The following is a 23,806-nucleotide window of genomic DNA, read 5'->3' on the forward strand; positions in this document are numbered from 1 at the left end:
GACGGGTCAGAACAGCGGCTCCTGGCCGGGGAACGGGGGCTCGGGCTCGCGCAGCACGGCGTGCAGGCGCTGCAGCTCGCCCCGCCAGGCCAGGTAGGCGGCGTACCTGGACCAGCCCTCGGTCAGCTCGGAACCGGGGCCGAGGGTCCGGACGACCGCCCTGGCCGCGAGCGGGCGCAGGGCGGTGAGCGGGGGCAGCGGCTGCTGCGGGCCGCACACGGCGGTGACCGGTTCGCCGCCCGGGCACTGGGCGGCGACCAGGGCGGCGGCGGCCACGGCGGCCAGACCGACGGAGTGCTCCGGCCCGTCCGACCCGCGCAGGGCGCGGACCAGGGCGGTGCGGACCAGGGTGGCACGCCGCTCGGGGGCGGCGTCGTCCAGGGCGTCCGCGAAGTCGGCGGCGTCGTCGTTGTCGAACGGGCCGGTGTCCCAGCTGCCCAAGGTGCGCTCCCGTCTCAGTGCGGTGAGGAGCTTCGCAGGGGGCACCGACAGCGGATCGCCGTTCCCCGGGCCCCTGCTGGGGCCCGGGGGCGGGGCGGCTAGCCGAAGGGGCTGGACGGGGGCGGGGTCTGGGGGGCTGCCGGAGTGGTCGGAGCCGCCGGGGGCGGGGTGGTCTGGGCGAAGGGGTTGAAGTCCGCCGGGGGGACCTTGACCAGGCGGCCCTTGGTCGGGTCGGCCTCCTCCGGCTCCGCCGCGGCGGCGGGTGCGGCGCTGGGGGCCGGGGGTGCGAAGGGGTTGAAGTCCGGCGGCGGGACCTTGACCAGGCGGCCCTTGGTCGGGTCGGCCTCCTCCGGCTCCGCGGCCGCGACCGGAGCGGGCGCGGGGGCCGGTGCCGGGGCGGGCGCCGGGGTGCCGAACGGGTCGGGGGCGGCGAACGGGTCCGGGGTGGCGAACGGGTCGCTGCCCGCGAACGGGTCGGCGGCGGGGGCGGCGGCCGCGACCGGGGTGGGGGCCGGGGGCGGGGTGGTCTGGGCGAAGGGGTTGAAGTCCGGCGGCGGGACCTTGACGAGACGGCCCTTCGGCTCCTCGTCCTCGACCTGCGGTGCCGCTGCGGCGACCGGCGGGGCCGGCTCCGGCGCAGGGGTGGGCGTCGGCGCGGGGGCGGGCGCGGGGGCGGGCGCGGCGAAGGCGTCCGCGGAGGCCAGCACCGGGGAGCCGGTGGCCTGTGCGGGTAGGTCGCCGGGGGCCGGGGCGGCGAACGGGTTGAAGTCGGAGGGCGGTACCCGCACCGCCGTCCCGGACGGGCTCTCGGGCGGCTCGGGCGCCGCGACCGGGACCTGTACCGGCGGGGCGGCCGGGGTCGGTGCGGTCGGCGGGGCCGGGGCGGTGGCGGCCGGTGCGGTGGCAGCCGGTGCGGACGCGGGGGCCGGGGCCTGCGCGGGGACCGTCGCGGACCGGGCCGGGAGGGCCCGGCCGACCGGCACCGGAGCCGGGGCCACCGACACGCCGTCCCAGGCGAGTTGGACGGTGCAGAGCAGGTCCGCGAACACCTGGGTGTACACGTCCCAGTCCGCGGGGTCCGAGGTGGTCAGCTGGACGGTCAGCACGGTGGCCCCGTCCGGCATCGGCAGGAACGCCTCGACCGCGGTGCTCACCACCCGGCCGCTCGGGCTCTCGTCCCGCAGTTCCTTCAGCGCCGGGGTGACCCGGGTCTCCACCAGCAGCGCCGCCGGACCGGCCGGCAGCAGCACCGTCCACACCTCGGCGTACGGGCGCTCGGTGGACAGGTCCACCGCGAGGTCCTGGATCGGCTGCGAGCACTGGACGGTCGACACCACCAGCGACACCCGGGCGCGGCGGCCGTTCACCAGCAGCGCGCCGATGCCCGCGTACGCGACGTCCGCCGCCGCGAACTGCTCGGCGAGCAGCGCCGCCACCACCGCGAAGTCGTTGCGCTCGGCCGGGGAACCGCCCGAGAACACCTCCTCGGCGGTCTCCGCCAGGTGCGCGGACAGCGCGTTGCCCGAGCCGCGGACCGTCAGGGTGTGGAACGCGGGCGGCACCACCAGGCGCGCCTCCACCCCCGAACCGGTCGACAGCTCGTCGGGCGCGACGGTCGCCCGGGGCTCGGCGAGCGCGGCGAGGGCCGAGGTGAACCCGGCCAGGTCGTCGCCCTCCACGCCGGTCGGCTCGGCGGACAGGCGCAGCGCGGACGCTGACGCCACGTCGGTCAGACCGAGCGCCGACGCGCCGAAGCGGTTCGTCAGCACCGGCACGGCCTCGCGGCCGGCGGCGGCGTTCGGGCGCCGGAGGCCGGCCACCTCGACGACGGTGCCGAGCTTCGGCACGGCGAGCAGACCGGGACCGATCTGGCTGATCCGCAGGCCGAACAGGGCCTTGGCGGCGGGGTGTTCGGAACGGCGGAAGGCAGTGAGCGCCTCGGCCTGGTAGTGGGTGGCGCGGCTGCCGAGAAGTGCGGCGCACGCCGCGTCCAGCGTGGCCGTGATCCGGTCTGCGGCGGCGAAGCCGTCCTGCGTCATTCGCCGAGCCCCCTCGTTCTCGGGTGCGGACAGTTCAGCCACTTTTTATCAGACCCGACCGGCGGCGGACGGCCGGTCCGGGGGCCGCGCGGTCGTCGGCGGGGGCGGGGCGGGGCGGGAAGCGGGCCGCGGCGGCCGGGAGTTCGAGGACGGGGCGCGGGCGGCTCAGCGGGCGGGCGGGGTGGCGAGGCGGAGCAGGGAGTCGGCCAGGGCGGGGGAGGCGAGGGTGCCGGCGAGGTCGCGGACCAGTCGGGCGGCGGGGCCCTCGGGCCGTTCGGCGGCGAAGAACTCGCCGAGTCGGTCCGCGAGTTCGGGGTCGCGGGTGGCGGCGACGGTGAGTGCGGCGACGAGTTCCTGGACGAGGTGCAGCTGCAGGGTCTCGACCGGGACGGGCTTGTCGGCGAGCCAGTCCAGCGAGCTGATCTCGGCGTTGGCGATCCAGGCGCGGACGGTGCGGCGCAGCACGGGGCTCGGGTCGGGGAGGCCGAGGTGCCGCAGGATCTGCTTCTGCGCGGCCCGCCGGACCTGGTCGATGACGGCGCCCGCGTCCGGGCTGGCGACGACCGGGCCGCCGCGCAGCAGAGCGGTGAAGCCCGCCGCGTGGGACTGCACGAAGTCGAGGTAGCGGCCCATGACGCGGTGCAGGCGCTCGGAGAGCGGCCCCTCGCCGGACTCCTCGAACCGCCCGGCCAGTTCTCGCCCGGCCCGGCGCAGGGCCTCCTCGTACAGGGCCTGCTTGCCGGGGAAGTAGTGGTACACCAGCGGGCGGGAGGCGCCCGCGGCGGCGGCGATGTCGTCGATCGAGACGTCCTCGGGCGCGCGGTCCGAGAACAGCTGGAGCGCCACCGCGATGAGCTGCTCGCGGCGCTCGTCGACGCTCAGCCGGCGGCGGGGCGCACGGGTGGCGGAGTGCTGTTCCTCCGCGCGGGGGGCCGCGGACGGCGTACGGGAAGCCATGCGGCCCACCCTAGGGCCTGCGCGGGCCGATCAGTCGGTGCTGCGCAGGGCCAGGTAGCGGCGGTACGCCTCGCGGCCGTCGGGGACGAACTCCCAGGTGTCGAGGCGTTCGGCGAGCTGCTCCTCGGTGAGCCAGTCGTGCCAGGCGACCTCGGACTCCTGCGGGTGCACCGGGCCGTCCCACTCGGCCTCGTGGACGTCGGACCACCAGCTGTGGCGGTCGCCGTCGGTGTAGAGGAAGCGGAACAGCGGGCGGGTGCGGACGCCGGTGACGCCGAGCTCCTCCTCGGCCTCCCGGACGGCGGCCTCCGGGTAGCCCTCGCCGGTGCCGACCACGCCGCCGACGAAGCAGTCGTACGCGCCGGGGGCGAACGCCTTGGTGTCGGTGCGGCGGTGGGTGAAGATCCGGCCCTGCGGGTCGCGGACCAGGACGAAGACGCAGCGGTGGAGCAGGCCGTCGCGGTAGACCTCGGAGCGGGGCGCGGTGCGCAGCACCCGGTCCCGTTCGTCGACCACGTCGAGGATCTCGTCGAGGTCGGTCGCTGGGGTCGGGGCCGGGGCCGGGTCGGGGGTCGTGGTGGGGTCGGGGGTCTCCATGTCGGCCATTGTGGCGGGCGGCGGCGGCCGGGCGCCGCGGTGTCGGGGCGGCGAGGCGGTATCACCCGAAAGAGTTGGTATACGTAGGGACAGGTCCGGGAATGAACCCGGACGAACCGTCAGGAACCGTCCCGAGGAGCCGAGTTGAAGAACCGCGCCATCGCCCTGTCCGCCGCTGCCGCCCTGGTCGCGCTCGCCACCGCGCTGCCCGCCGCGGCGGCCCCCGCGCCCGCCGCCAAGTCCGTCCGTTCGGGCCTGGACTGCACCACCTGGATCCACAACAACGACCCGCTGTACGGAGGCGTCGACTGCACCAACAACACCGGCGGCCCGATCACCTTCCACGCCGACATCGTCTGCGGCTGGGCGCCCGACGTCACGGGCAACTCGGTGACCGCCTGGCCGGGCCAGACCCAGGAGTCCTCCGGCCACTGCGCGATCTACTCCTCCGGCATCGGACACATCGGGTGGACGGTGGAGTGACGACCCGGGGTGTTTAGGGTGGGCGGGTGGAGATCCAGCAGATCCAGGGGTACGCGGCGGACGGCTTCGAGCCGGTCCGGGACGCCTTCGCGGGCAACTTCCGGCAGTACGGGGAGTTGGGCGCGGCCTTCGCGCTGTACCTGGACGGGCGGCTGGTGGTCGACCTGTGGGGCGGGGACGCCCGGCCGGAGGTCGGGGCGCGGCCGGACCCGGCGGTCGGCTGGCAGGAGGGGACGGCGCAGGTGCTGCGCTCCGTCACCAAGGGGCTGACCGCCGCCGCCGCGCTGCACCTCGCGCAGCGCGGGCTGCTCGACCTGGACGCGCCGGTGGCCTCGTACTGGCCGGAGTTCGCGCGGGCCGGGAAGGAGCGCGTCCCGGTGCGCTGGCTGCTCTCGCACCAGGCCGGGTTGCCCGCGCTGGACGTGCCGCTGCGGATCGAGGACGTGCTGGCCTGGGAGCCGGCGGCCGCGGCCGTCGCCGCCCAGGCCCCCGCCTGGGAGCCCGGCACCGCGCACGGCTACCACCCGCTGACCTTCGGCTGGCTGGTCGGCGAGGTGGTCCGGCGGGCCGGCGGGCGCAGCGTGGGGCGGTACTTCGCGGAGGAGATCGCCGCCCCGCTCGGCCTGGACCTGTGGATCGGCCTGCCCGCCGCCGCGGCCGGCCGGGTCGGCCGGCTGGTCGACCTGCCCGCGCCGGAGGCCGCCCGGCTCGGACCGGGCGGGATGCGGATGCGCCCCAAGCAGTCCGTGCTGGACGCCTACCGGGACCCGCGCTCGCTGACCGCCCGCTCGTTCGGCTCGGTGCGCAGCAGCGTGGACCTGAACGACCCGGCGGTGCAGGCCGTCGAGGTGCCGGGCGCGGGCGGGATCGGCACCGCCCGTTCGCTGGCCCGGTTCTACGCCGCGCTGATCGGCGCCGCAGACCGGGCCGAGGCGCCCGGGCAGCGGCTGCCCGCGCTGTTCGGGCCCGGCGCGCTGGGCGAGGCGGCCGGCCCCTCGGTGCAGGGGCCGGACCGGGTGCTGATCGTCAACACCGCCTTCGGCCAGGGCTTCTTCCGGCACGGCGGCACCTCGCCGATGGCCTCCCCGGCGAGCTTCGGCCACCCGGGCCGGGGCGGTTCGCTGGGCTTCGCCGACCCCGAGCTGGGCATCGGCTTCGGCTACGTCACCAACGGCATGCAGCCGGGCGTCACCGGGGACGTCCGCTCCCGGGCGCTGATCGCCGCCGTCCGGCAGTGCCTGGCGGCGCGCGGCTGAACCGGCGCGCGGCCGGACCGGGGGCGCCGGGCCGGGAGGCGGCGGGACCGGGCAGGGCGGCGGGGCGTCAGGCCTGGCCGGTCTCGAACCGGCTGACCCGGCCGTCGGGGGTGACCGTGAAGCGCCAGGCGGTGCGCATCTCGCCCCAGGTGTCGTTGCGGTAGGCGGCGACCAGGGCGCGGCCGCCGGACTTCTCGGTCTGCACCTCGATGTGCCCGTGCGAGGAGAAGATCTCCCGGTCGACCCAGTCCGCCAAGTCGCGCTCGGAGCCGTCGTCGGACATCGTGGCGTCCTCGGTCAGGGTGGCGAAGAAGGCGTCCCGGTCGCCGGAGTTGACGGCGCCGAGCAGGCGGCGGACGGCCGGATCGGAGAGCTTGTCGACGGCGATGGTCATGGCGGTTGGCTCCTTGCTGCGGGGTCGGACGGATGGTGCTTCGACGGGACCACGCGCGACCCCGGCTCGCCAGCCGCCGTGGGCCGCCCGGGGCCCCGCCGCGCACCCGTCGGGGGCCCGCCGGGGGTCCGCCCGGGGCCCGGGCGGGCGGTGCGTGGCGGACCCCGACTCCCCGGCATTCGTGTGATTTGATCCCGATATGAGGGATTCGTGCACGGAAGGGAGCCCCTGATGGGACCGGCCGAACTGCTCGTCCTGACCTTCCCCGGGCCGACCGTCACCGCCGAGGCGGCCACCGCGCTGGTCCGGCTGCGGGACGCCGCCGGGGTCCGGGTGATCGACTCGCTGGTGGTGGTCCGGGACGCCGAGGGCGACGCCGCCTACGGGGAGCTCGCCGACTTCGAGCACCTGCGCGGCGTCGAGGGTCTGGACGGCGAGGAACTGCCGCTGATCGGGCCGGAGGACGCCCAGGAGGCGGTCGAACTGATGGAGCCCGGCAGCGCGGCGCTGATCGTGCTGATCGAGCACCTGTGGGCCCGGGAGGCGGCCGAGGCGCTGGCCGCGGTGGGCGGCAGGCTCGCCTCCGGGGTGCGCGTCCCGCCGGAGAACATCGACGAGGCCGTTCGCGCCGCCGAGGCGCGCGTCGCGGCGGGAGAGTGAGGGTGCCGTGTTCCGACCGATGAGACCGATCCGGCCGGTCCGGGTGGTGCGCCCGGTGGGGCGCCCGCTCGCCCGCGGGCTGCTGGTGGGCGGCGCCGCGTACGCCGCCGGCCGGGCCGGGGCCCGCCGGGCCGCCGGCGAGCAGGACCAGGACCGGGCGATCGCGGAGCTCCAGGCGGAGCAGGACCGGGCAGCGCAGCAGCAGGCCGTCCAGCAGCAGGTCGTCCAGCAGCCGGTCTACGCGCCGCCGCCCGTCGCGCCCGTCGCTCCCGTCGCTCCCGCTGCGGGCGGCGAGGACGTGGCGAGCAAGCTGGGGCAGTTGGCGCAGCTGGTGCAGCAGGGGTTGCTCACCCCGGAGGAGTTCGCCGCCGCGAAGGCCAGGCTGCTGGCCTGAGCGGGGCTCCGCACGGCCCGTCGGGGCCGGTCGTCACCACAGCTGGTCCCACCACCAGGCGATCTCGGGGTAGGGCGGCGGGGTGAGCCGGCCGTCGGCGGGCCGTTCGGCGCGTTCGGCCACCGGGAGGGTGCCGGGGACGCGCTCGGTGTAGCGGGCGGAGGTGAAGCCCCACTCCAGGTTGCCGCTCACCAGATTGGACAACTGGGTGATGTAGCGCTGGAGTTCGGCGCCGGCGCGGCGGGAGGTGCGGTCCGCGAGGCGGAGGAACAGGCACATGGTGCGGTCGTGCAGGGCGGCCGCCTCCAGCAGTGCCCGCTCCTGTCCGCAGCCCAGGTGCCGCTGGAGCGCGTCCACGATGTTGCTCTCCAGCGCGCCGTGGTCGTCCTCGCGGCGGAAGGAGTAGACGTCGGCCGAGACCAGGACCAGGAACTTGGCGGCCTCGGTGAGCGCGTGCACCCGCGGCGAGTCCAGTTGGGACTGCGGGATGGCGGTGCGCTCGCAGACCTCGATGATCTCGATGCAGGAGCGGCTGCCGCGGTCCAGCGGGCCGACCGTCAGGTACTCGGAGAGCGTCATCGGACGGCCCTCGGTGCGGTAGGCGACGATGGTGGCGGCGCCCAGGAAGGACTCCAGCTGGCTGTCCGCCCAGCGCTTCACGGAGAGCGCGGGGGCCCAGGCGCGGGCCCGGCCGAACACGTCGCGGACCGAGGCGACGTAGCGGTCGTCCTCGCCCGGATGCGAGTGCGTGGAATTGATAACAGCCAGTAGCGTGGCTGCTATGGTGAGTACACGGGACGGGTCCCGGCTGAGCCGGCCGGTGTCCCACTCGTCGTCCAGGGTGAGCATGCTGCAGAGCCACTGGGAGACCAGCTCCAGTCCGGTGGTGCCCTCGGCGTCCCGGGCGATCCGGCAGACGAACTCGTGCGCACCGATGGCCAGTAGGCGTCGTCGGCGTTCGGCGTCCCCGGTGAAGCCCATCGTGTCGAGCCAGAGTTCGGTGCTCTTGCCGACCGCCTCGTGATCCGGGTGCAGGCTGGACGGGATGGGGCAGAAGAGCGGGGGTATTGCAGCCAACGTATCTCCAGGAGCAGCCTGTTGCCGGTGCGGCGCGGGAATCCAGGGGTGTGCGGACCCGGGCGATGGCCTTCCCCGGTGAAGATCGACTACACCCGTGTGGCCGGAAAGTTATCCGATCAGGTCGTCAGATGTCATAACTGGTAAGGGATTTGCCCCGGACGAGCACAGCTAACCCAGCGTCAGCCGCCCCTGCCTGCGCGAACGCCACTCGCGCGGCCGAAGGCGGCGCTAAGGTCGGGAACGGAGTGCCGGACGGCGAGGCGGAGGGACGGACGTGGCCGAAGAGCAGAGCGGGTCGCAGGTGCAGGCGGCCGACACGGGGCCGGCGGGCCCGCGGCTGTGGGAACGCGACCACGAGATGCGCTCCATCGAGCACGCCGTGGACAAACTGTGCCGCGAGTACGCCGCGGGCGGCCTGAGGATCGGCGAACTGCTGCTCTTCTCCGGCATGCCGGGCATCGGCAAGACCACCATGCTGGAGCAGGCCCGCCGGATCGCCGGGGCCCGCGAGGGCTCCACCACGCTGTTCGCCCGGGGCAGCGAGCGCGAGCGCAAGGAACCGTTCCGCGTGCTGCGGCAGCTGCTCATGCCGGTGCTCGGCGGCCTGGACGAGGCCGAGCGCAAGGAGGTGTTCGGCAGCTGGTACAACATCGTCGCGCCGGCCATCGGCCTGGCCCCGCCGTCCGGCGAGATCGAGCGGATCGACCCGCAGGGCATCCACGACGGCCTGGACTTCGTCATCACCCAACTGGCGCCCCGCCGGGCCCCGTTGGTGGTGATCGTCGACGACCTGCACGCCGTCGACCAGGAGTCGCTGAGCTGGCTCGCCTCCTTCGCGGTGCGCGCCCGCGAACTGCCCGTGCTGCTGGTCTTCGCCTTCCGGCACGAGTTCGAGGAGGAGGCCCTCCCGTTCGCCCGGCAGATCAAGGACCGGGCCGTCTACAAGCACGAACTGGTGCAGCTCAACCCGGTGTCGGTGGCCGCCATCGTGCACGACGAGTTCGCCGAGGCCGACGACGCGTTCTGCCGCCAGGTCTGGGCGGTCACCGCCGGCACCCCGTTCGACACCGTGGCGCTGGTGCGCGAGGTCCGCGAGCAGAACCTCGAACCGATCGAGGAGAACTCGCCCCGGCTGCGCGACCTGGCCGCGGCCGCCCGCGGGCAGGGCCGCGACTACTGGCTGGAGAAGCTCGGCGTCACGGTCATCCGGTTCGCCTGGGCCGCGGCCCTGCTCGGCACCGAGATCAAGGAGGAGGTGGCCGCCGCGATCTGCGGCCAGACCGCCACCCAGGCCGCCGAGTCGGTGCGGGTGCTGCGCCGGATGCGCGTGCTCACCAGCCAGCCCGACGGCCGGCTGGAGTTCGTCCACCCGCTGATCGCCACCTCGATCTACCAGTCGATCCCGCCCAGCACCCGCACCGGCATGCACGGCCAGGCCGCCACGGTGATCGAGAACGCGGGCGGCTCGCTGCTGGCCGCCTCCCGGCACCTGCTGGAGACCCACCCCGGCGAGGGCGACGACGCGATGGTGCGCAAGCTGCGCCGGGCCGCCGCCGAGAACCTGGCCATCGGCGCGCCCGAGGCCGCCCGCCGCTGTCTGGAGCGCGCCATGAACGAGCCGCCGGACGTGGACGACCAGGCCGAGGTGCTGTACGAACTGGCCTGCGCCAGCCTGCTCACCGACCCCGAGGCCACCGCCAACCAGCTGCGCCGCGCCATCGACATGGAACCCGGGCTCAGCCCCGACCTGCGGGTCGAGGCGGTCCTGCGGCTCTCCGAGGTGGTCGCCCACAGCGGCGACCTGGGCGGGGCCGCCGCGCTCTGCCAGGACGAGTCCGACCACACCCCCGAGGGCCCCGGCCGGTTCCGGCTGCTGGTCGCCCAGCTGCTGTACACCGCGCTGCAGCGGGACGAGGAGGACGGGTCCGAACGCGCCGAGCGGGTCCGCCGGCTGGCCGCCGAGGTCGACCCGGACAGCGAGGCCGCCCAGCCGGTCCGCGTCCTGCACGCCTGGGACCTCACCCTCCAGGGCGGCGGCACCACCGAGGCGCTGCGGGCCGCCGAGTCCGCCCTGGTGGAGGGCCGGCTGCCGGACAGCCTCCGCTGGACCAACACCACCTGGAACTTCGAACTGCCCGCCCTGCTCGGCCTCTGCTTCGCCTACAACGACGAACTCGCCCGCGCCGAGAAGCTGTTCAGCTCCGCAATCCTGGACTTCGAGATCGCCGGGTGGAGCGGCGCGCACCGCGGCTTCGCCTACTTCCTGATGGGCTACGCCCGGCTGCGCCGCGGTTTCCTCCCGGAGGCCGAGGACTTCCTGCGCCGCGGCCTGCGGATCGCCGACCGGATGGGCACCGGCCTGCCGCTGACCTGGAACCTGGCGGGCGTGATGATCGAGACCCTGCTCGCCCGCGGCCGCGACCAGGAGGCCTGGGACACCGCGGTCAAGTACCGCTTCCAGCCGCCCTACCACGAGACCGCGCTGGTGCTCCCCGACGCGGCCACCACCTACGGCAAGCTGCTGATCGCGCGCGGCCGGCACCAGGAGGCCGCCGAGGTGCTGGCCAAGGTCGGCGAACGGCTGGAACGGCGGGGCTGGCACTCCGGCGTGCACGCCCCGTGGGCCGGCCACCTGGCGGTCGCGTTGGCGGAGCAGGACCTCCCGGCGGCCCGCAGGACCGCGGACGAGGCGGTCGAGCGGGCCAGGACGTCCGGCGTCCCGTCGGCGATCGGCACCGCGCTGCGGCTGGCCGCCCAGGTCCGGGAGGGCGCGCACGCCGTGCGGCTGCTCCAGGACGCGGTCGGCTGGCTGGGCCGCTCCCCGGCGAGCTACGAGCACGCGCACGCCCTGGTCGACCTGGGGGCCGCGCTGGTGCAGGTCGGCCGCAGCCTGGAGGCCGAGGAACACCTCTACCAGGGCCTGGAGCTGGCCAAGCACTGCGGCGCCGACAGCCTGGAGGTGCGGGCCCGCGAGCTGCTCGCCACGGCCGGGCTGCAGCCCAGCCGTTCGGCGGTCCCGGCCAAGGACACCCTCAACCCGGCCGAGCACGAGGTCGCCCGGCTCGCCGCCCGCTCGCTGCCGCCGCAGCGGATCGCCGAGGAGCTGCGGCTCCCGCTGGGGATCGTCAAGCAGCGCCTCGCCGCGGTCCACCGCAAGCTCGGCACCGGTCCGGACGGGCTGGCGGACGCGCTCGGATTGCCCGTCGACGACCCCGGGCAGGTTGACTGAGGGGCGGGCCGATCCTGTCGGCGCGCGGGGCGGGTCGCCGGTCCGCGCGCCGGGTCGGGCTACGCTGACCGGGCAGGATGATCACGAACCGAGGAGCAGCCCCATGACCGCGCCGGCCGAGCCCACCGAGGTGCACCGGGCACCGTACGACCACTCCGGGGCCGGGATGGGCCTGGAGCGCTGGACGCTGCGGGCCGGTTCGATCGAGGCGACGGTGATCACGCTGGGTGCCGCGCTGCACACCCTCACCGCCCCGGACCGCTCCGGCGCCCCCGCCCAGCTGCTGCTCACCAGCAACGACGTGGGCACCCTGCTCGGCCCGGCCAAGCACTACGGGGTGACCGTCGGCCGGTACGCCAACCGGATCGCGGGCAGCCGGATCACCGTCGACGGCGAGGACCACCCGCTGCTGCCCACCGGCAACGGCGTCACCCTGCACGGCGGCCCGGACTCCTTCGCGCACCGGGTGTGGGAGGCCGAGGAGATCCCCGACGGGGTCCGGATGCACCTGCACTCGCCGGACGGCGACCAGGGCTTCCCGGGCGCGCTGGACGTCTGGGTCGACTTCACCCTCACCGGCTCCGAGCTGGCCCTCTCCTACCGGGCGGTGACCAGCAAGCCGACGGTGCTCAACCTGACCAACCACGCCTACTTCAACCTGGCCGGCGAGGGCCGCGGCGACGTGCTCGGCCACCTGCTGACCGTCGACGCGGACGCGTACACCCCGGTCGACGAGCGGCAGATCCCGTACGGCCCGTACGAGCCGGTGGCGGACACCCCGTTCGACTTCACCACCGCCCGGCCGATCGGCGAGCGGATCCACGACGGGCACCCGCAGCTGAAACTTTCACGCGGCTACGACCACAACTGGGTGCTGCGCGAGCGCCCCGCGGACGGGCCGCCGGTGCGGGCGGCGCTGCTGGCGGACCCGGGCAGCGGGCGGACGCTGGAGGTGCTGACCACCGAGCCGGGCATCCAGGTGTACACCGCGAACGGCTTCGACGGCGCGGTCACCGGCCCGTCCGGGGCGTCCTACGGCCCGTACGCCGGGGTGGCGCTGGAGACCCAGCACCACCCGGACTCGCCGCACCAGCCGTCCTACCCGTCGACCGAGCTGCGGCCGGAGCAGGAGTTCCGGTCCACCACCGTGCTGCGGCTGGGCACCGCCGGCTGAGCCGCGCCCGATCGAGGGCCCCCGGGAGCGCTGCTCCCGGGGGCCTTTTCGTGCCCGCCGACTGCAAGGAGTTTCCGCAAGGCGACGGATGGTCAAGACGCGCGTCGGCAACTCTAAGGACACGTGGACGTAACGATCGCCGTCACCTTGCAGAAACTTGCTGCAAGGACTTTCAGCAACGCTCACCGCGCTGTTACGTTCCTGCTCAAGCCCGGCGGCCGCAACGGCGCAGTCGGCTTCGGACAGCCATTATGCGCCGTCCTCCTCCATCTCGGGCACCCCCACCTTTCATAGGAGTTTCCATGCGGCGTGGCATCGCGGCCTCCGCTCTCGTTGCGGCTCTGGCGGTCACCATGGCGGCTTGCAGCAGCAGCGGCTCCGGCTCGGACAGCAAGAGCGACGGACCGGTCACCATCACCTACTGGGACACCTCGAACGCCACCAACGAGGCTCCCAACTACCAGGAGCTGGTCAAGAAGTTCGAGGCCGCGAACCCGAACGTCAAGGTCAACTTCGTCAACGTGCCGTTCGACACGGCGCAGAACAAGCTGCAGACCGCGATGGGCGCCAAGGGCGCGCCGGACGTCTTCCGCTCCGAGGTCGGCTGGACCTCCGCCTTCGCCAAGGCCGGCTACCTGGAGCCGCTGGACGGCACCCCGGCGCTGACCGACGTCTCCGCCTTCCAGCCCTCGCTGATCCAGCAGGCCCAGTACTCGGGCAAGACCTACGGCGTCCCGCTGGTCACCGACACCCTCGCCCTGATGTACAACAAGGAGCTCTTCGCCAAGGCCGGCATCACCGCCGCCCCCACCACCTGGGACGAGCTCAAGGCCGACGCCGCGCAGCTGAAGGACAAGGCCGGCGTCGACGGCTTCTGGCTGAAGGCCGCGGACGGCTACTACGCCATGCCGTTCCTGTACGGCGAGGGCACCAACATGGTGGACACCGCCGGCAAGAAGATCACCGTCAACTCGGCCGAGGCCGTCAAGGCCGTCGACACCTACAAGTCGATGTTCACCTCGCCCGGCACCGTGAAGGCCGACGTCACCACCGACGCCTACGCGCACATGATGGACGCCTTCAACAACGGCAAGGTCGCCGCGATCATCCAGGGTCCCTGGGAGGTCACCAACGTCTACAAGGGCGCCGCGTTCGCCGACAAGAAGAACCTCGGCATCGCCGCCGTCCCGAACGGCTCCACCGGCAAGGGCGGCGCCCCCACCGGCGGCCACAACGTCTCCGTCTACGCCGGCTCCGACGCCGCCCACAAGGCCGCCGCCGAGAAGCTCGCCGCGTTCCTGACCTCCGCCGAGAGCCAGACCTTCCTCGCGCTGAAGAACGGCACCCTGCCCACCCGCAGCGACGCCTACACCGCCGAGGTCAAGGCCAACCCCGGCATCGCGGACTTCCAGGCGGTCCTGACCTCCGCCCAGCCGCGCCCCGAACTGCCCGAGTACGCCTCGCTGTTCGGCTCCTTCGGCACCAACCTCGGCAAGATCGTCCAGGACCAGTCGGACACCAAGGCCGGCCTCGACGCCACCGCCACCGACTACGCGAAGCTCCTCCCGGACTTCACCAAGTAAGCCGAACGGCCGCCCGGCCCACACCTGACGGTGGGCCGGGCGGCCCCGTCCTACCCCCAGCAGTCGCCGAGGCAGGCGGCGGACCTCCCGGAGAAGGTGTCATCCCATGGCAGTTGCGGTCGTACAGCGCATCAGGCTGTCGTACTCGAAGTACTGGTACGCGTACGCGATGATCGCGCCGGTCGTGATCGTCCTCGGGGTGCTGGTCGGCTACCCGCTGGTGCGCGGCATCTACCTGACCCTGACCAACGCCACCAGCCTCAACGTCGGGCGACAGATCGGCGTCAACCACATCCCCGACAGCTTCGACTTCGTCGGGCTGGACAACTACGCGGACGTGCTGTGGGGGCCGACCGCCTACGACCGGTTCTGGTCGCACTTCATCTGGACCGTCGCCTGGACCGCGATCTGCGTGGTCCTGCACTACAGCATCGGCCTCGGCCTGGCGCTGCTGCTCAACCGGAAGATGCGCGGCCGCGGCCTGTACCGGCTGGTGCTGATCCTGCCCTGGGCGGTGCCGACCTTCGTCACCGTCTTCTCCTGGCGGCTGATGCTCGCCGACGGCGGCGCCGTCAACGGACTGCTGTCCTTCCTGCACCTGCCCGAACCCGCCTGGCTGTCCGACCCGCTGGCGCAGAAGGCCGCCGCGATCCTGGTCAACACCTGGGTCGGCGTGCCGTTCATGATGATCTCGCTGCTCGGCGGACTCCAGTCGATCCCGCAGGAGCTCTACGAGGCCGCCGAGATGGACGGCGCCACCGCCTGGCAGCGCTTCCGCCACGTCACCCTGCCCGGCCTGCGCACCGTCTCCTCCACCGTCGTACTGCTCGGCGTGATCTGGACCTTCAACCAGTTCGCGGTCATCTTCCTGCTGTTCGGCTCCGGCGCCCCCGACGCGCAGATCCTGGTCACCTGGGCGTACCGCCTCGGCTTCGGCCAGCAGCCGTCCGACTACGCGCAGTCCGCGACCTACGGGATCCTGCTGCTGTCGATCCTGATCGTGTTCACCACCTTCTACCGCCGCTGGCTGGCCCGGAACGAGAAGGCCAACGGATGAGCGCCGAGACCGCGCCCCAGGGCCGAACCGCTTCCCCGACCGAGGACCACGACCAGGCAGGCAGCCCCATGACACTCACCGCCGACCGCCCCGCCGCCGAGACGACCACCGCCGAGCGCCCCGCCAAGATCCGCCGGCGCGGCCAGTCCTCCCCGCTGGCCACCGTGCTCTCGCACGGCACGCTGATCGTCGCCAGCCTGGTCGCGCTGTTCCCCGTGCTGTACATCGCGTACATCTCGCTCGGACCGGACGACAACGACTACCTGCACCCGGCGAAGATCTTCGACAAGATGACCTTCTCCAACTACACCAAGGTCATGAACGACACCGGGTTCTTCACCTGGTTCGGCAACTCGGCGATCGTGGCCGGCGGCACCACCGTGATCGGCGTGCTGATCGCCGCCTCCACCGGCTACGCGGTCTCCCGGATGCGCTTCCCCGGCTACCGGCAGCTGATGTGGACCCTGCTGGTCACCCAGATGTTCCCGATCGCGGTGCTGATCGTCCCGATGTACTACATCCTGTCGAACCTCGGGATGCTGGACAGCTACACCGGCCTGATCCTGGTCTACTCGGCCACCACCGTGCCGTACTGCGCCTGGCTGCTCAAGGGCTACTTCGACACCATCCCGATGGAGATCGACGAGGCCGGCCGGGTCGACGGGCTCTCCCCGATCGGCACCTTCTGGCGGCTGATCCTGCCGCTGGCCCGCCCGGGCCTGGCGGTGGCCGCGTTCTACTCCTTCCTCACCGCCTGGGGCGAGGTCGCCTACGCCTCGACCTTCATGCTCTCGTCCGACAAGTACACGCTGGCGGTCGGCCTGTCCTCGTTCGTCAGCGAGCACGACCACCAGTGGCAGCTGATGGCCGCCACCTCGGTGCTCATCGCCCTCCCCGCCGCGGTCGTCTTCTACCTGGTGCAGCGCCACCTGGTCACCGGTCTGACCGCCGGCGCCGCGAAGTCCTGACCAGCGCCACCTCCCACGTCACTTCCACAGCCTCCAAGGGATGACTGTCCAATGACCCAGAACCTGGCCGACGCCTCCCGGCCCGCCGTTCCCGCCGCCGTTCCCGCCGCTCGGACGACTGCCGCGAACGACGCCGCCAGAGGCGGCTGGTGGCGGGACGCGGTCATCTACCAGGTGTACCCGCGCAGCTTCGCCGACGGCAACGGCGACGGCATGGGCGACCTGCCCGGCATCCGCAGCCGGCTGCCCTACCTGCGCGACCTGGGCGTGGACGCGGTGTGGCTCTCGCCGTTCTACGCCTCCCCGCAGGCCGACGCCGGCTACGACGTGGCCGACTACCGGGCCGTCGACCCGATGTTCGGCACCCTGCTGGACGCCGACGCGCTGATCCGCGACGCCCACGACCTGGGCCTGCGGATCATCGTCGACCTGGTCCCCAACCACTCCTCCGACCAGCACGAGTGGTTCCAGCGCGCGCTGCGGGAGGGCCCCGGCTCCCCGCTGCGCGAGCGCTACCACTTCCGCCCCGGCAAGGGCGAGGACGGCGAACTCCCGCCCAACGACTGGGAGTCCATCTTCGGCGGCCCCGCCTGGACCCGCACCACCGACCCGGACGGCGCCCCGGGCGACTGGTACCTGCACCTGTTCGCCCCCGAGCAGCCCGACTTCAACTGGGACAACCCGGCGGTCGCCGACGAGTTCCGCTCCATCCTGCGGTTCTGGCTCGACATGGGCGTCGACGGCTTCCGGATCGACGTCGCCCACGGCATGGTCAAGGCCCCCGGCCTGCCCGACCTCGGCAGCCACGACCAGCTCAAGCTGCTCGGCAACGACGTCATGCCGTTCTTCGACCAGGACGGCGTGCACGCCATCTACCGCAGCTGGCGGCAGATCCTCGACGAGTACCCCGGCGACCGGATCGGCGTCGCCGAGGCCTGGACCCCGACCGTCCAGCGCACCGCCAACTACGTCCGCCCCGACGAGCTCCACCAGGCGTTCAACTTCCAGTACCTGGGCACCGGTTGGGACGCCGCCGCGCTGCGCGAGGTGATCGACGTCTCGCTCGACTCGATGCGCCCGGTCGGCGCCCCCACCACCTGGGTGCTCTCCAACCACGACGTCACCCGGCACGCCACCCGGTTCGCCAACCCGCCCGGCCTGGGCACCCAGATCCGCACCCCCGGCGACCGCGCCCTCGGCCTGCGCCGGGCCCGCGCCGCCAGCCTGCTGATGCTCGCGCTGCCCGGCTCCGCGTACGTCTACCAGGGCGAGGAGCTCGGCCTGCCGGACGTCACCGACCTGCCCGACGAGGTCCGCCAGGACCCGTCCTTCTTCCGGCAGGCCGGACAGGACGGCTTCCGCGACGGCTGCCGCGTCCCGATCCCGTGGTCCGGCACCGAGGCCCCCTACGGCTTCGGTCCGAACGCCGGCGGCCCCAGCTGGCTGCCGCAGCCCGCCGAGTGGGCCCACCTGTCGGTGGAGGCGCAGACCGGCGACCCCACCTCGACGCTGGAGCTGTACCGCTCCGCGATCGCCGTCCGCCGCGAACAGCCCGCGCTCGGCGCCGGCACCGCCGTCGAGTGGCTGCCCGCCCCCGAGGGCGTGCTGGCCTTCCGGCGCGAGTCGGCCGGGGGCGCGTTCGTCTGCACCGTGAACACCACCGGCGAAACCGTCCGGATCCCCGCCCCCGGCCGTATGCTGCTGTCCTCTACTGAGGCTGTCGTGACGGAGAACGGCGTGGAACTCCCGGCCGACAGCACCGCATGGTGGGCGGTCTGACGTGGTTGCAATAGGCTCTGGGATCGTGACTACGGCGCGACTCTCCGACATCGCGGCGCAGGCGGGGGTCAGCGAAGCCACCGTCAGCCGCGTACTCAACGGCAAAGCGGGCGTCTCCGCGACCACCAGGCAGACCGTGCTGGCCGCTCTCGACGTGCTCGGGTACGAGCGGCCCACCCGGCTGCGCCAGCGCAGCGCCGGGCTGATCGGCCTGATCACCCCGGAGCTCAGCAACCCCATCTTCCCGGCGCTCGCCCAGGTCATCGAGCAGGTGCTCAGCCGGCACGGCTACACGCCGGTGCTGTGCACCCAGACCCCGGGCGGCTCCACCGAGGACGAACTCGTCGAGATGCTGGTCGAGCGCGGCGTCGCCGGCATCGTGTTCGTCTCCGGCCTGCACGCCGACACCACCGCCGACCACGACCGGTACGCCAAGCTGACCGGCCGCCAGGTGCCGTTCGTGCTGATCAACGGCTACAGCGAGAAGATCGCCGCGCCGTTCATCTCCCCGGACGACCGGGCCGCCATGCAGATGGCCGTCCAGCACCTGGTCGAGCTCGGCCACGAGACGATCGGCCTCGCGGTCGGCCAGAAGCGGTACGTGCCGGTGCTGCGCAAGATCGAGGGCTTCACCGCTGCCCTGCGGCAGTTCACCGGGCGCACCCCCGAACAGGCCGAGGAGCTCGTCCACCACACCCTGTTCAGCGTCGAGGGCGGGCACGCCGCCGCCCAGGCGCTGCTCGACAAGGGGTGCACGGCGATCGTCTGCGGCTCCGACATGATGGCGCTCGGCGCGATCCGCGCGGTGCGCCAGCGCGGGCTGACGGTGCCGCAGGACGTCTCGGTGGTCGGGTTCGACGACTCGCCGCTGATAGCGTTCACCGAGCCGCCGCTGACCACCGTCCGCCAGCCGGTGGAGGCGATGGCCACCGCCGCCGTCGACGCCCTGCTGGAGGAGGTCGGCGGGAACCCGGCGCAGCGCTCCGAGTTCATGTTCCAGCCCGAGCTGGTGATGCGCGGCTCGACCGGCTCCGGCCCGCGCAACGGCTGAGGCCCGCTGTACGGTACGGCCCCCGGGGTGCCCACCCCGGGGGCCGTACCGCTACGCGTAGAGCTGTTCCAGGTCGCGGCGGTAGGCGGTGCTGACGGCCTGCCGGCGGACCTTCAGCGAGGGCGTCAGCAGGCCGCGCTCCTCGGTGAAGTCGCCCGCCACCACCCGCACCCGGCGGATCGACTCGGCCCGCGAGACCGTCGAGTTGACGGCCAGGACCGCCTCGGCGAGCGCCGCCAGCACCGCGGGGTGGGCCGGGACGGCGCTGGCGACCTCCACCCCCCGCGGTGCGGGCGCGGCGGGCGGGTCCGTGGCGAGGAAGCGCTCGACCGCCTCGGCGTCCAGGGTGAGCAGCGCGCCCACGTACGGGCGGCCGTTGCCGACCACCAGCGCCTGGCTGACCAGCGGGTGGCCGCGCAGCCGGTCCTCCAGCGGGCCCGGCGAGACGTTCTTGCCGCCGGAGGTCACCAGGATCTCCTTCTTGCGGCCGGTGATGGTCAGGTAGCCGTCCCCGTCCAGCCGGCCCAGGTCGCCGGTGGCGAACCAGAGCGGTCGGCGCGGCTGCGGTGCCCCCAACTCGTAGTAGCCGTCGAAGAGCTGACCGCCCGCCAGCAGCACCTCGCCGTCCTCGGCGATCCGCACCGCGCTGCCCGGCACCGGCTGCCCGACCGTGCCCGGACGCGGCCGCAGCGGCGGGTTCACCGTGGACGGGCCGCTGCTCTCGGTCAGCCCGTAGCCCTCGTGCACCAGCACGCCCGCGCCCGCGAAGAACAGCAGCAGCTCCGGATCGATCGAGGAGCCGCCGCTGATCGCGTACCGCACCCGGCCGCCCATCGCCGCCCGCACCCGCCGGTACACCAGCGCGTCGTACAGGCCGTGCGCCAGCCGCAGCGAGAGCGGCGCCGGGCGGCCGCCGTCCGCCGCGGCCAGCTCGGCCCGGGCGTAGCGCACCGCCACCGCGGCCGCCCGGTCGAACACCTTCGCGGCGCCCTTCGCCTGCGCCTCGGCCCGGCCCAACTGGTGGATCTTCTCGAACAGGTAGGGCACGCCGACCAGGAAGGTCGCACCGAACGAGGCCAGGTCCGGCCGCAGGTCGGCCGGCTTCAGGGACGGGCTGTGGCCGATCCGGATCCGCCCGTACACGCAGGTCACCTGGATCATCCGGCCCAGCACGTGCGCCAGCGGCAGGAACAGCAGGGTGCACGGGGCCCGGCCGGTCGCCTCCTGGAACACCGGCTCCAGCAGGGCGTGGCAGTTCGCGGCCTCGGTGAGGAAGTTGGCGTGGGTGAGCAGGCAGCCCTTGGGGCGGCCGGTGGTGCCCGAGGTGTAGATCAGCGTCGCCTCGTCCGCCGGGCCGGAGGCCTCCCGGCGGCGGGTCAGCGCCTCGGCGGGGACGGAACGGCCGAGGGCGGAGAGCTCGCCGACGGCGTCCTCGTCCAGCCGCCACAGCGGGACCGTCCCGCCGGTGCGGGCGATCGCCACGGCCAGCGTCTCGGCGGCGCCGGCGTCCTCCGCGACCGCCAGCACCGCCCCCGAGTCCCGGACGATCCACTCCGCCTGCTCCACCGCGGACGTCGGGTACACCGGCACCACGCACGCGCCGGCCGCCCAGGCGGCGAAGTCCAGCAGCGTCCACTCGTACCTGGTCCGCGACATCAGCACGATCCGCGCGCCGGGGCCCACCCCGACCGCGAGCAGGCCGCGGGCCAGCGCCGCGACCTGCTCGGCGAACTCCCGGGCCGTCACCCCCCGCCAGGAGCCGTCCGACCGGCGGCGGGACAGCACCACCGCCTCCGGCGCGGCCTCCGCGTTGCGGAACGGCAGGTCGCCCAGGTTCCCGCCCGCGGGCGGCGGCACCAGGTACGCGGCCCTGGCCTCGACCACCCGGTCGCCGGTGCGCAGCACCTCGACGGGCGGACGGGCGGCGCGGGCGGCACGGGCGAGGGGGTGTGCCATGAGCGGACTCCCTTGGACGGGGGTGGGGGTCCGCCCAGGGTATGTACTCGCCAGTAAACTTACTAGACGGTAAGTTACTTGACAGTTGCGGCACTTGGGCCACCAGGGGCTCGGGCGAGAACGGCGGGTCGGTGCTGCTGACGGCCGGAGCCCGTCGAAGTGTCCGTGCTGCTGCGTGTCGTGAACGGAACCGGAAGCCGATGCGCGCTCCGGCAGTGAACCGCTCGCAGACCCGGGCTCGCCGTTCCCCGAGCCCCTGGCGGGGCTCGTTCTCAGCCCTCTTCGGGGGTGGGGGGCTTGGGGAGGAGGCGTTCGCCGTCGCGGGTGCCGCCGGTGCGGGCGATGGTGCGGCGGTCGGTGGAGAGGTAGTCGCGCAGGACCAGTTCCACCGCGTCCTGGGGGGAGGTGGTGCCGGCCCGCATCATCACTTCCAGGGCCAGGTCCGCGTCCAGCGTGATCGTCACCTTCGCCATGCTGCCGCTCCCGGTCGTCGAGCCTTCTCCCAGGGCGAGGATAGGCCGCTGCCCCCGGGGCCGACCAGGGTCCCCGGGGGCAGCGGCGGTTCACCGCTCGCGGATCAGACGCGGCCCGCGAAGTCGGGGGCCCAGTCGGCGATGGTCTCGGTGCGGACGCCGGAGCGCGGGTTCGCGGCCTCGACGTACTTGCCGTCGCCGATGTACAGCGCGACGTGGTAGACGCCCGAGTTGGCGCCGTTGTTGGACCAGAACAGCAGGTCGCCCGGCTGCAGGCTGTCCAGCGAGACGCGGGTCGAGTAGTCCGCCTGGTCGGCGGCGACGCGCGGCAGGCTGATGCCGGCCTGGCGGAACGCGGCCTGGGTCAGGCCCGAGCAGTCCCAGCCGCCGTTGCCGGTGCCGCCGTAGACGTACGCCTGGCCGACCTTGGACAGCGCGAAGTCGATCGCCGCGGCCTTGGAGCCGGTCGCCTTGGTCGCGGTGGTCGCGGTGTCGGCGGTCGTGGTGGTGGTCGCGGTCTTCGCCGTGGTGGTGGCAGTGCTCGCGGTGCCGGTCCAGGACTTGGTGGTGGAGGACTTGGTGGTGGAGCCGCCGTTCTTCCAGGACGAGCCCTTGTACGAGGAGGAGGACTTGGTGGCCGGCGCGGACTGCTGCGCGGTGCTGCTGCCGCCGCCCAGCGAGAGCTGCTGACCCGGGTAGATCACGTCCGGGCCCTCGGTGAGGACCGAGCGGTTCAGGTCGTACAGCTTCTGCCAGCCGCCGTCCACGTGCTGGCTCTGCGCGATGGCGGACAGCCAGTCGCCCGCCACGACGGTGTAGCTGCCGGCCGACTGGGTGTCGGTGGCGGCCGGGGCGCTCTGCTGGGTCTGGGTCTGGGCCTGCGACTGCGACTTGCCCTGCGACCAGGAGTGCTGGGACTGGCCCTTGCTGCTGCCGCTGGACTGCGACTGCGACTGCGAGGAGCTGCTGCTGTCCGAACCGGTGGCGGAGGACGAGGACGAGGAGCCGGAGGTGTCGACCTGGGGGGCGGCGCCGCCCTTGGTCAGACCGGCCTGGACGGAGCAGACCGGCCAGGCGCCGGGGCCCTGGACGGCCAGCACCTTCTCGGCGACGGCGATCTGCTGGTCCTTGGTGGCCAGGTCGGCGCGCGAGGCGTACGCGGTGCCGCCGAACTCGGCCCAGGTGGAGGAGGTGAACTGCAGGCCACCGTAGAAGCCGTTGCCGGTGTTGATCGACCAGTTGCCGCTGGACTCGCACTGCGCGACCTTGTCCCAGGTCGCCACGGTGGCGGCGGAGGCGGTGCCGGTGGTCAGGCAGGGGATGGTGAGGCCGATGCCGACGACGCCGGTGGTGGCGATCAGTCGGCGGGCTCGCTTGGCGCTGATGGGCAGCATGAAGAAGCGTTCCTCTCCCACGCCTGCGAGGTGAGCTGTCGGATTCGGGCTGGAGTTGCCCGGCCGCGCGCACCGCGTGGTGCGCCCGGCTTCACCCCAAGCCCCGTACGGCCTCTCGGCCGCCCGGGGCGACTTACCTGGTTCCCCCGCCCCTGCCGTGGTGCGTTGTGCATGAGCCGGCCCACCCGGCGGCAGGACTCGGCGTTCCGGGTGAGCTGGGTTCGTGTGTCCACGAACGTGGGCAGGAGATTAAGCGGAATTAAGGAGGATTCGCAAATGCCTGTGACCGCCGTCACGGTGTGCGAAATTCGTGATCAAGGAACATTCGGCGAACTCCCGGGCCGCTGGCCGGGCCTGGCCGCGCGTCAGGCGATAACTGATCTTGTGCCCGTTTTGGGTGTTATACTAATCAGTGAGGGAATATTCGGCATATGGGGTGGTTTGCCGAGAGGCATTTGTGCCTGATTTCCGATTCGTCCGGTGCGTCGGGGCCCGTGGCGGGGCCGTGGCCGAATGGTCGAACTGATGACTGACGGTACGTCAGAATGCTTAAGCGAAACGGAAGTCGCCGCTTTCCGGCGGCCGTTCTGCCTATGCTGCCCCCGACAACGCGGGGTCGCGGGCCCCGGAAGGGCGGCCGAGGTGGAACAGCAGCGGAACGGCGAGCAGCCGCCGGCGCGGCACCGGCGGCCGCTGGTCGGGCGGCGCAGGATGCTGACCTGGCTGGCGGTCGGGACGGTGACGGCGCTCGGCGGGGGAGTGGTCCTGCGGCAGTCCCGGGCGGGGGCCGACGAACCCGCCGCGCGGCCCGCCCCGGGCGGCGGCAGCGGCAGCCCGGCGG

At 73.5% G+C, this 23,806-nt stretch carries 21 protein-coding genes and 1 riboswitch; of the genes, 12 read left to right on the forward strand and 9 right to left on the reverse strand.

What is annotated here, in order from left to right:
• Positions 1 to 6: 6 nt before the first annotated feature.
• From ACWEO5_RS24440 to ACWEO5_RS24455, 4 genes are all read right to left on the reverse strand, one after another.
• On the reverse strand, positions 7 to 441 hold the full coding sequence (locus ACWEO5_RS24440; RefSeq protein WP_452164423.1) for a DUF4259 domain-containing protein: 435 nt from the start codon (positions 439 to 441) through the stop codon (positions 7 to 9).
• Between the two features lie 98 nt (positions 442 to 539).
• Entirely contained in the window at positions 540 to 2,480 is a 1,941-nt protein-coding gene (locus tag ACWEO5_RS24445; RefSeq protein WP_452164424.1) for a hypothetical protein, read from the reverse strand.
• A gap of 165 nt (positions 2,481 to 2,645) precedes the next feature.
• The gene (locus ACWEO5_RS24450; protein ID WP_452164425.1) at positions 2,646 to 3,437 is read right to left on the reverse strand and encodes a TetR/AcrR family transcriptional regulator; all 792 of its coding nucleotides are present in this window, start codon (positions 3,435 to 3,437) and stop codon (positions 2,646 to 2,648) included.
• 30 nt (positions 3,438 to 3,467) lie between these two features.
• Entirely contained in the window at positions 3,468 to 4,043 is a 576-nt protein-coding gene (locus ACWEO5_RS24455) for an NUDIX hydrolase (protein WP_452164426.1), read from the reverse strand.
• Between the two features lie 135 nt (positions 4,044 to 4,178).
• Between ACWEO5_RS24455 and ACWEO5_RS24460 the strand changes: the two genes are divergently transcribed.
• The gene (locus ACWEO5_RS24460) at positions 4,179 to 4,517 is read left to right on the forward strand and encodes a hypothetical protein (RefSeq protein WP_452164427.1); all 339 of its coding nucleotides are present in this window, start codon (positions 4,179 to 4,181) and stop codon (positions 4,515 to 4,517) included.
• Positions 4,518 to 4,549: 32 nt separating this feature from the next.
• On the forward strand, positions 4,550 to 5,773 hold the full coding sequence (locus ACWEO5_RS24465; protein WP_452164441.1) for a serine hydrolase domain-containing protein: 1,224 nt from the start codon (positions 4,550 to 4,552) through the stop codon (positions 5,771 to 5,773).
• A gap of 67 nt (positions 5,774 to 5,840) precedes the next feature.
• Here ACWEO5_RS24465 and ACWEO5_RS24470 read toward each other — a convergent pair whose 3' ends face one another.
• On the reverse strand, positions 5,841 to 6,167 hold the full coding sequence (locus tag ACWEO5_RS24470) for a nuclear transport factor 2 family protein (RefSeq protein ID WP_452164428.1): 327 nt from the start codon (positions 6,165 to 6,167) through the stop codon (positions 5,841 to 5,843).
• Positions 6,168 to 6,398: 231 nt separating this feature from the next.
• On the opposite strand from ACWEO5_RS24470, the gene ACWEO5_RS24475 reads away from it, so the two are divergent.
• Both ACWEO5_RS24475 and ACWEO5_RS24480 read left to right on the forward strand, forming a co-directional pair.
• On the forward strand, positions 6,399 to 6,827 hold the full coding sequence (locus ACWEO5_RS24475) for a DUF6325 family protein (protein ID WP_452164429.1): 429 nt from the start codon (positions 6,399 to 6,401) through the stop codon (positions 6,825 to 6,827).
• A gap of 19 nt (positions 6,828 to 6,846) precedes the next feature.
• Entirely contained in the window at positions 6,847 to 7,221 is a 375-nt protein-coding gene (locus tag ACWEO5_RS24480; RefSeq protein ID WP_452164430.1) for an SHOCT domain-containing protein, read from the forward strand.
• 33 nt (positions 7,222 to 7,254) lie between these two features.
• On the opposite strand, the gene ACWEO5_RS24485 is transcribed toward ACWEO5_RS24480, so the two are convergent.
• Entirely contained in the window at positions 7,255 to 8,298 is a 1,044-nt protein-coding gene (locus tag ACWEO5_RS24485) for a terpene synthase family protein (RefSeq protein ID WP_452164431.1), read from the reverse strand.
• Between the two features lie 277 nt (positions 8,299 to 8,575).
• Between ACWEO5_RS24485 and ACWEO5_RS24490 the strand changes: the two genes are divergently transcribed.
• The 7 genes from ACWEO5_RS24490 to ACWEO5_RS24520 all read left to right on the forward strand — a co-directional run bounded on the left by ACWEO5_RS24490 (position 8,576) and on the right by ACWEO5_RS24520 (position 19,142).
• On the forward strand, positions 8,576 to 11,530 hold the full coding sequence (locus ACWEO5_RS24490) for an ATP-binding protein (RefSeq protein WP_452164432.1): 2,955 nt from the start codon (positions 8,576 to 8,578) through the stop codon (positions 11,528 to 11,530).
• Between the two features lie 103 nt (positions 11,531 to 11,633).
• Positions 11,634 to 12,704 carry an aldose epimerase family protein gene (locus ACWEO5_RS24495; protein ID WP_452164433.1) on the forward strand — a complete coding sequence of 357 codons (1,071 nt, stop codon included), beginning with the start codon at positions 11,634 to 11,636 and terminating at the stop codon, positions 12,702 to 12,704.
• A gap of 302 nt (positions 12,705 to 13,006) precedes the next feature.
• Positions 13,007 to 14,287, forward strand: coding sequence for an extracellular solute-binding protein (locus tag ACWEO5_RS24500; RefSeq protein ID WP_344550596.1), 1,281 nt, complete (start codon positions 13,007 to 13,009; stop codon positions 14,285 to 14,287).
• Between the two features lie 106 nt (positions 14,288 to 14,393).
• The gene (locus tag ACWEO5_RS24505) at positions 14,394 to 15,344 is read left to right on the forward strand and encodes a carbohydrate ABC transporter permease (protein WP_344550595.1); all 951 of its coding nucleotides are present in this window, start codon (positions 14,394 to 14,396) and stop codon (positions 15,342 to 15,344) included.
• 68 nt (positions 15,345 to 15,412) lie between these two features.
• The gene (locus tag ACWEO5_RS24510; protein ID WP_452164434.1) at positions 15,413 to 16,312 is read left to right on the forward strand and encodes a sugar ABC transporter permease; all 900 of its coding nucleotides are present in this window, start codon (positions 15,413 to 15,415) and stop codon (positions 16,310 to 16,312) included.
• Between the two features lie 51 nt (positions 16,313 to 16,363).
• A complete protein-coding gene (locus ACWEO5_RS24515) occupies positions 16,364 to 18,091 on the forward strand; it encodes a glycoside hydrolase family 13 protein (protein WP_452164435.1) in 1,728 nt (575 codons plus the stop codon).
• Positions 18,092 to 18,116: 25 nt separating this feature from the next.
• Positions 18,117 to 19,142, forward strand: coding sequence for a LacI family DNA-binding transcriptional regulator (locus ACWEO5_RS24520; RefSeq protein WP_344550593.1), 1,026 nt, complete (start codon positions 18,117 to 18,119; stop codon positions 19,140 to 19,142).
• A 51-nt stretch (positions 19,143 to 19,193) separates the two neighbouring features.
• On the opposite strand, the gene ACWEO5_RS24525 is transcribed toward ACWEO5_RS24520, so the two are convergent.
• From ACWEO5_RS24525 to ACWEO5_RS24535, 3 genes are all read right to left on the reverse strand, one after another.
• The gene (locus tag ACWEO5_RS24525; protein ID WP_452164436.1) at positions 19,194 to 21,098 is read right to left on the reverse strand and encodes an AMP-dependent synthetase/ligase; all 1,905 of its coding nucleotides are present in this window, start codon (positions 21,096 to 21,098) and stop codon (positions 19,194 to 19,196) included.
• 272 nt (positions 21,099 to 21,370) lie between these two features.
• On the reverse strand, positions 21,371 to 21,571 hold the full coding sequence (locus tag ACWEO5_RS24530) for a hypothetical protein (RefSeq protein ID WP_344550591.1): 201 nt from the start codon (positions 21,569 to 21,571) through the stop codon (positions 21,371 to 21,373).
• Positions 21,572 to 21,675: 104 nt separating this feature from the next.
• The gene (locus ACWEO5_RS24535) at positions 21,676 to 22,965 is read right to left on the reverse strand and encodes a transglycosylase family protein (protein ID WP_452164437.1); all 1,290 of its coding nucleotides are present in this window, start codon (positions 22,963 to 22,965) and stop codon (positions 21,676 to 21,678) included.
• 5 nt (positions 22,966 to 22,970) lie between these two features.
• A riboswitch (cyclic di-AMP (ydaO/yuaA leader) is annotated at positions 22,971 to 23,140 on the reverse strand.
• A 467-nt stretch (positions 23,141 to 23,607) separates the two neighbouring features.
• On the opposite strand from ACWEO5_RS24535, the gene ACWEO5_RS24540 reads away from it, so the two are divergent.
• Positions 23,608 to 23,806 (forward strand): hypothetical protein (locus ACWEO5_RS24540; protein ID WP_452164438.1); only part of this gene is annotated, 199 nt, incomplete at its 3' end.

This window comes from Kitasatospora sp. NPDC004272 (genome assembly GCF_053603035.1).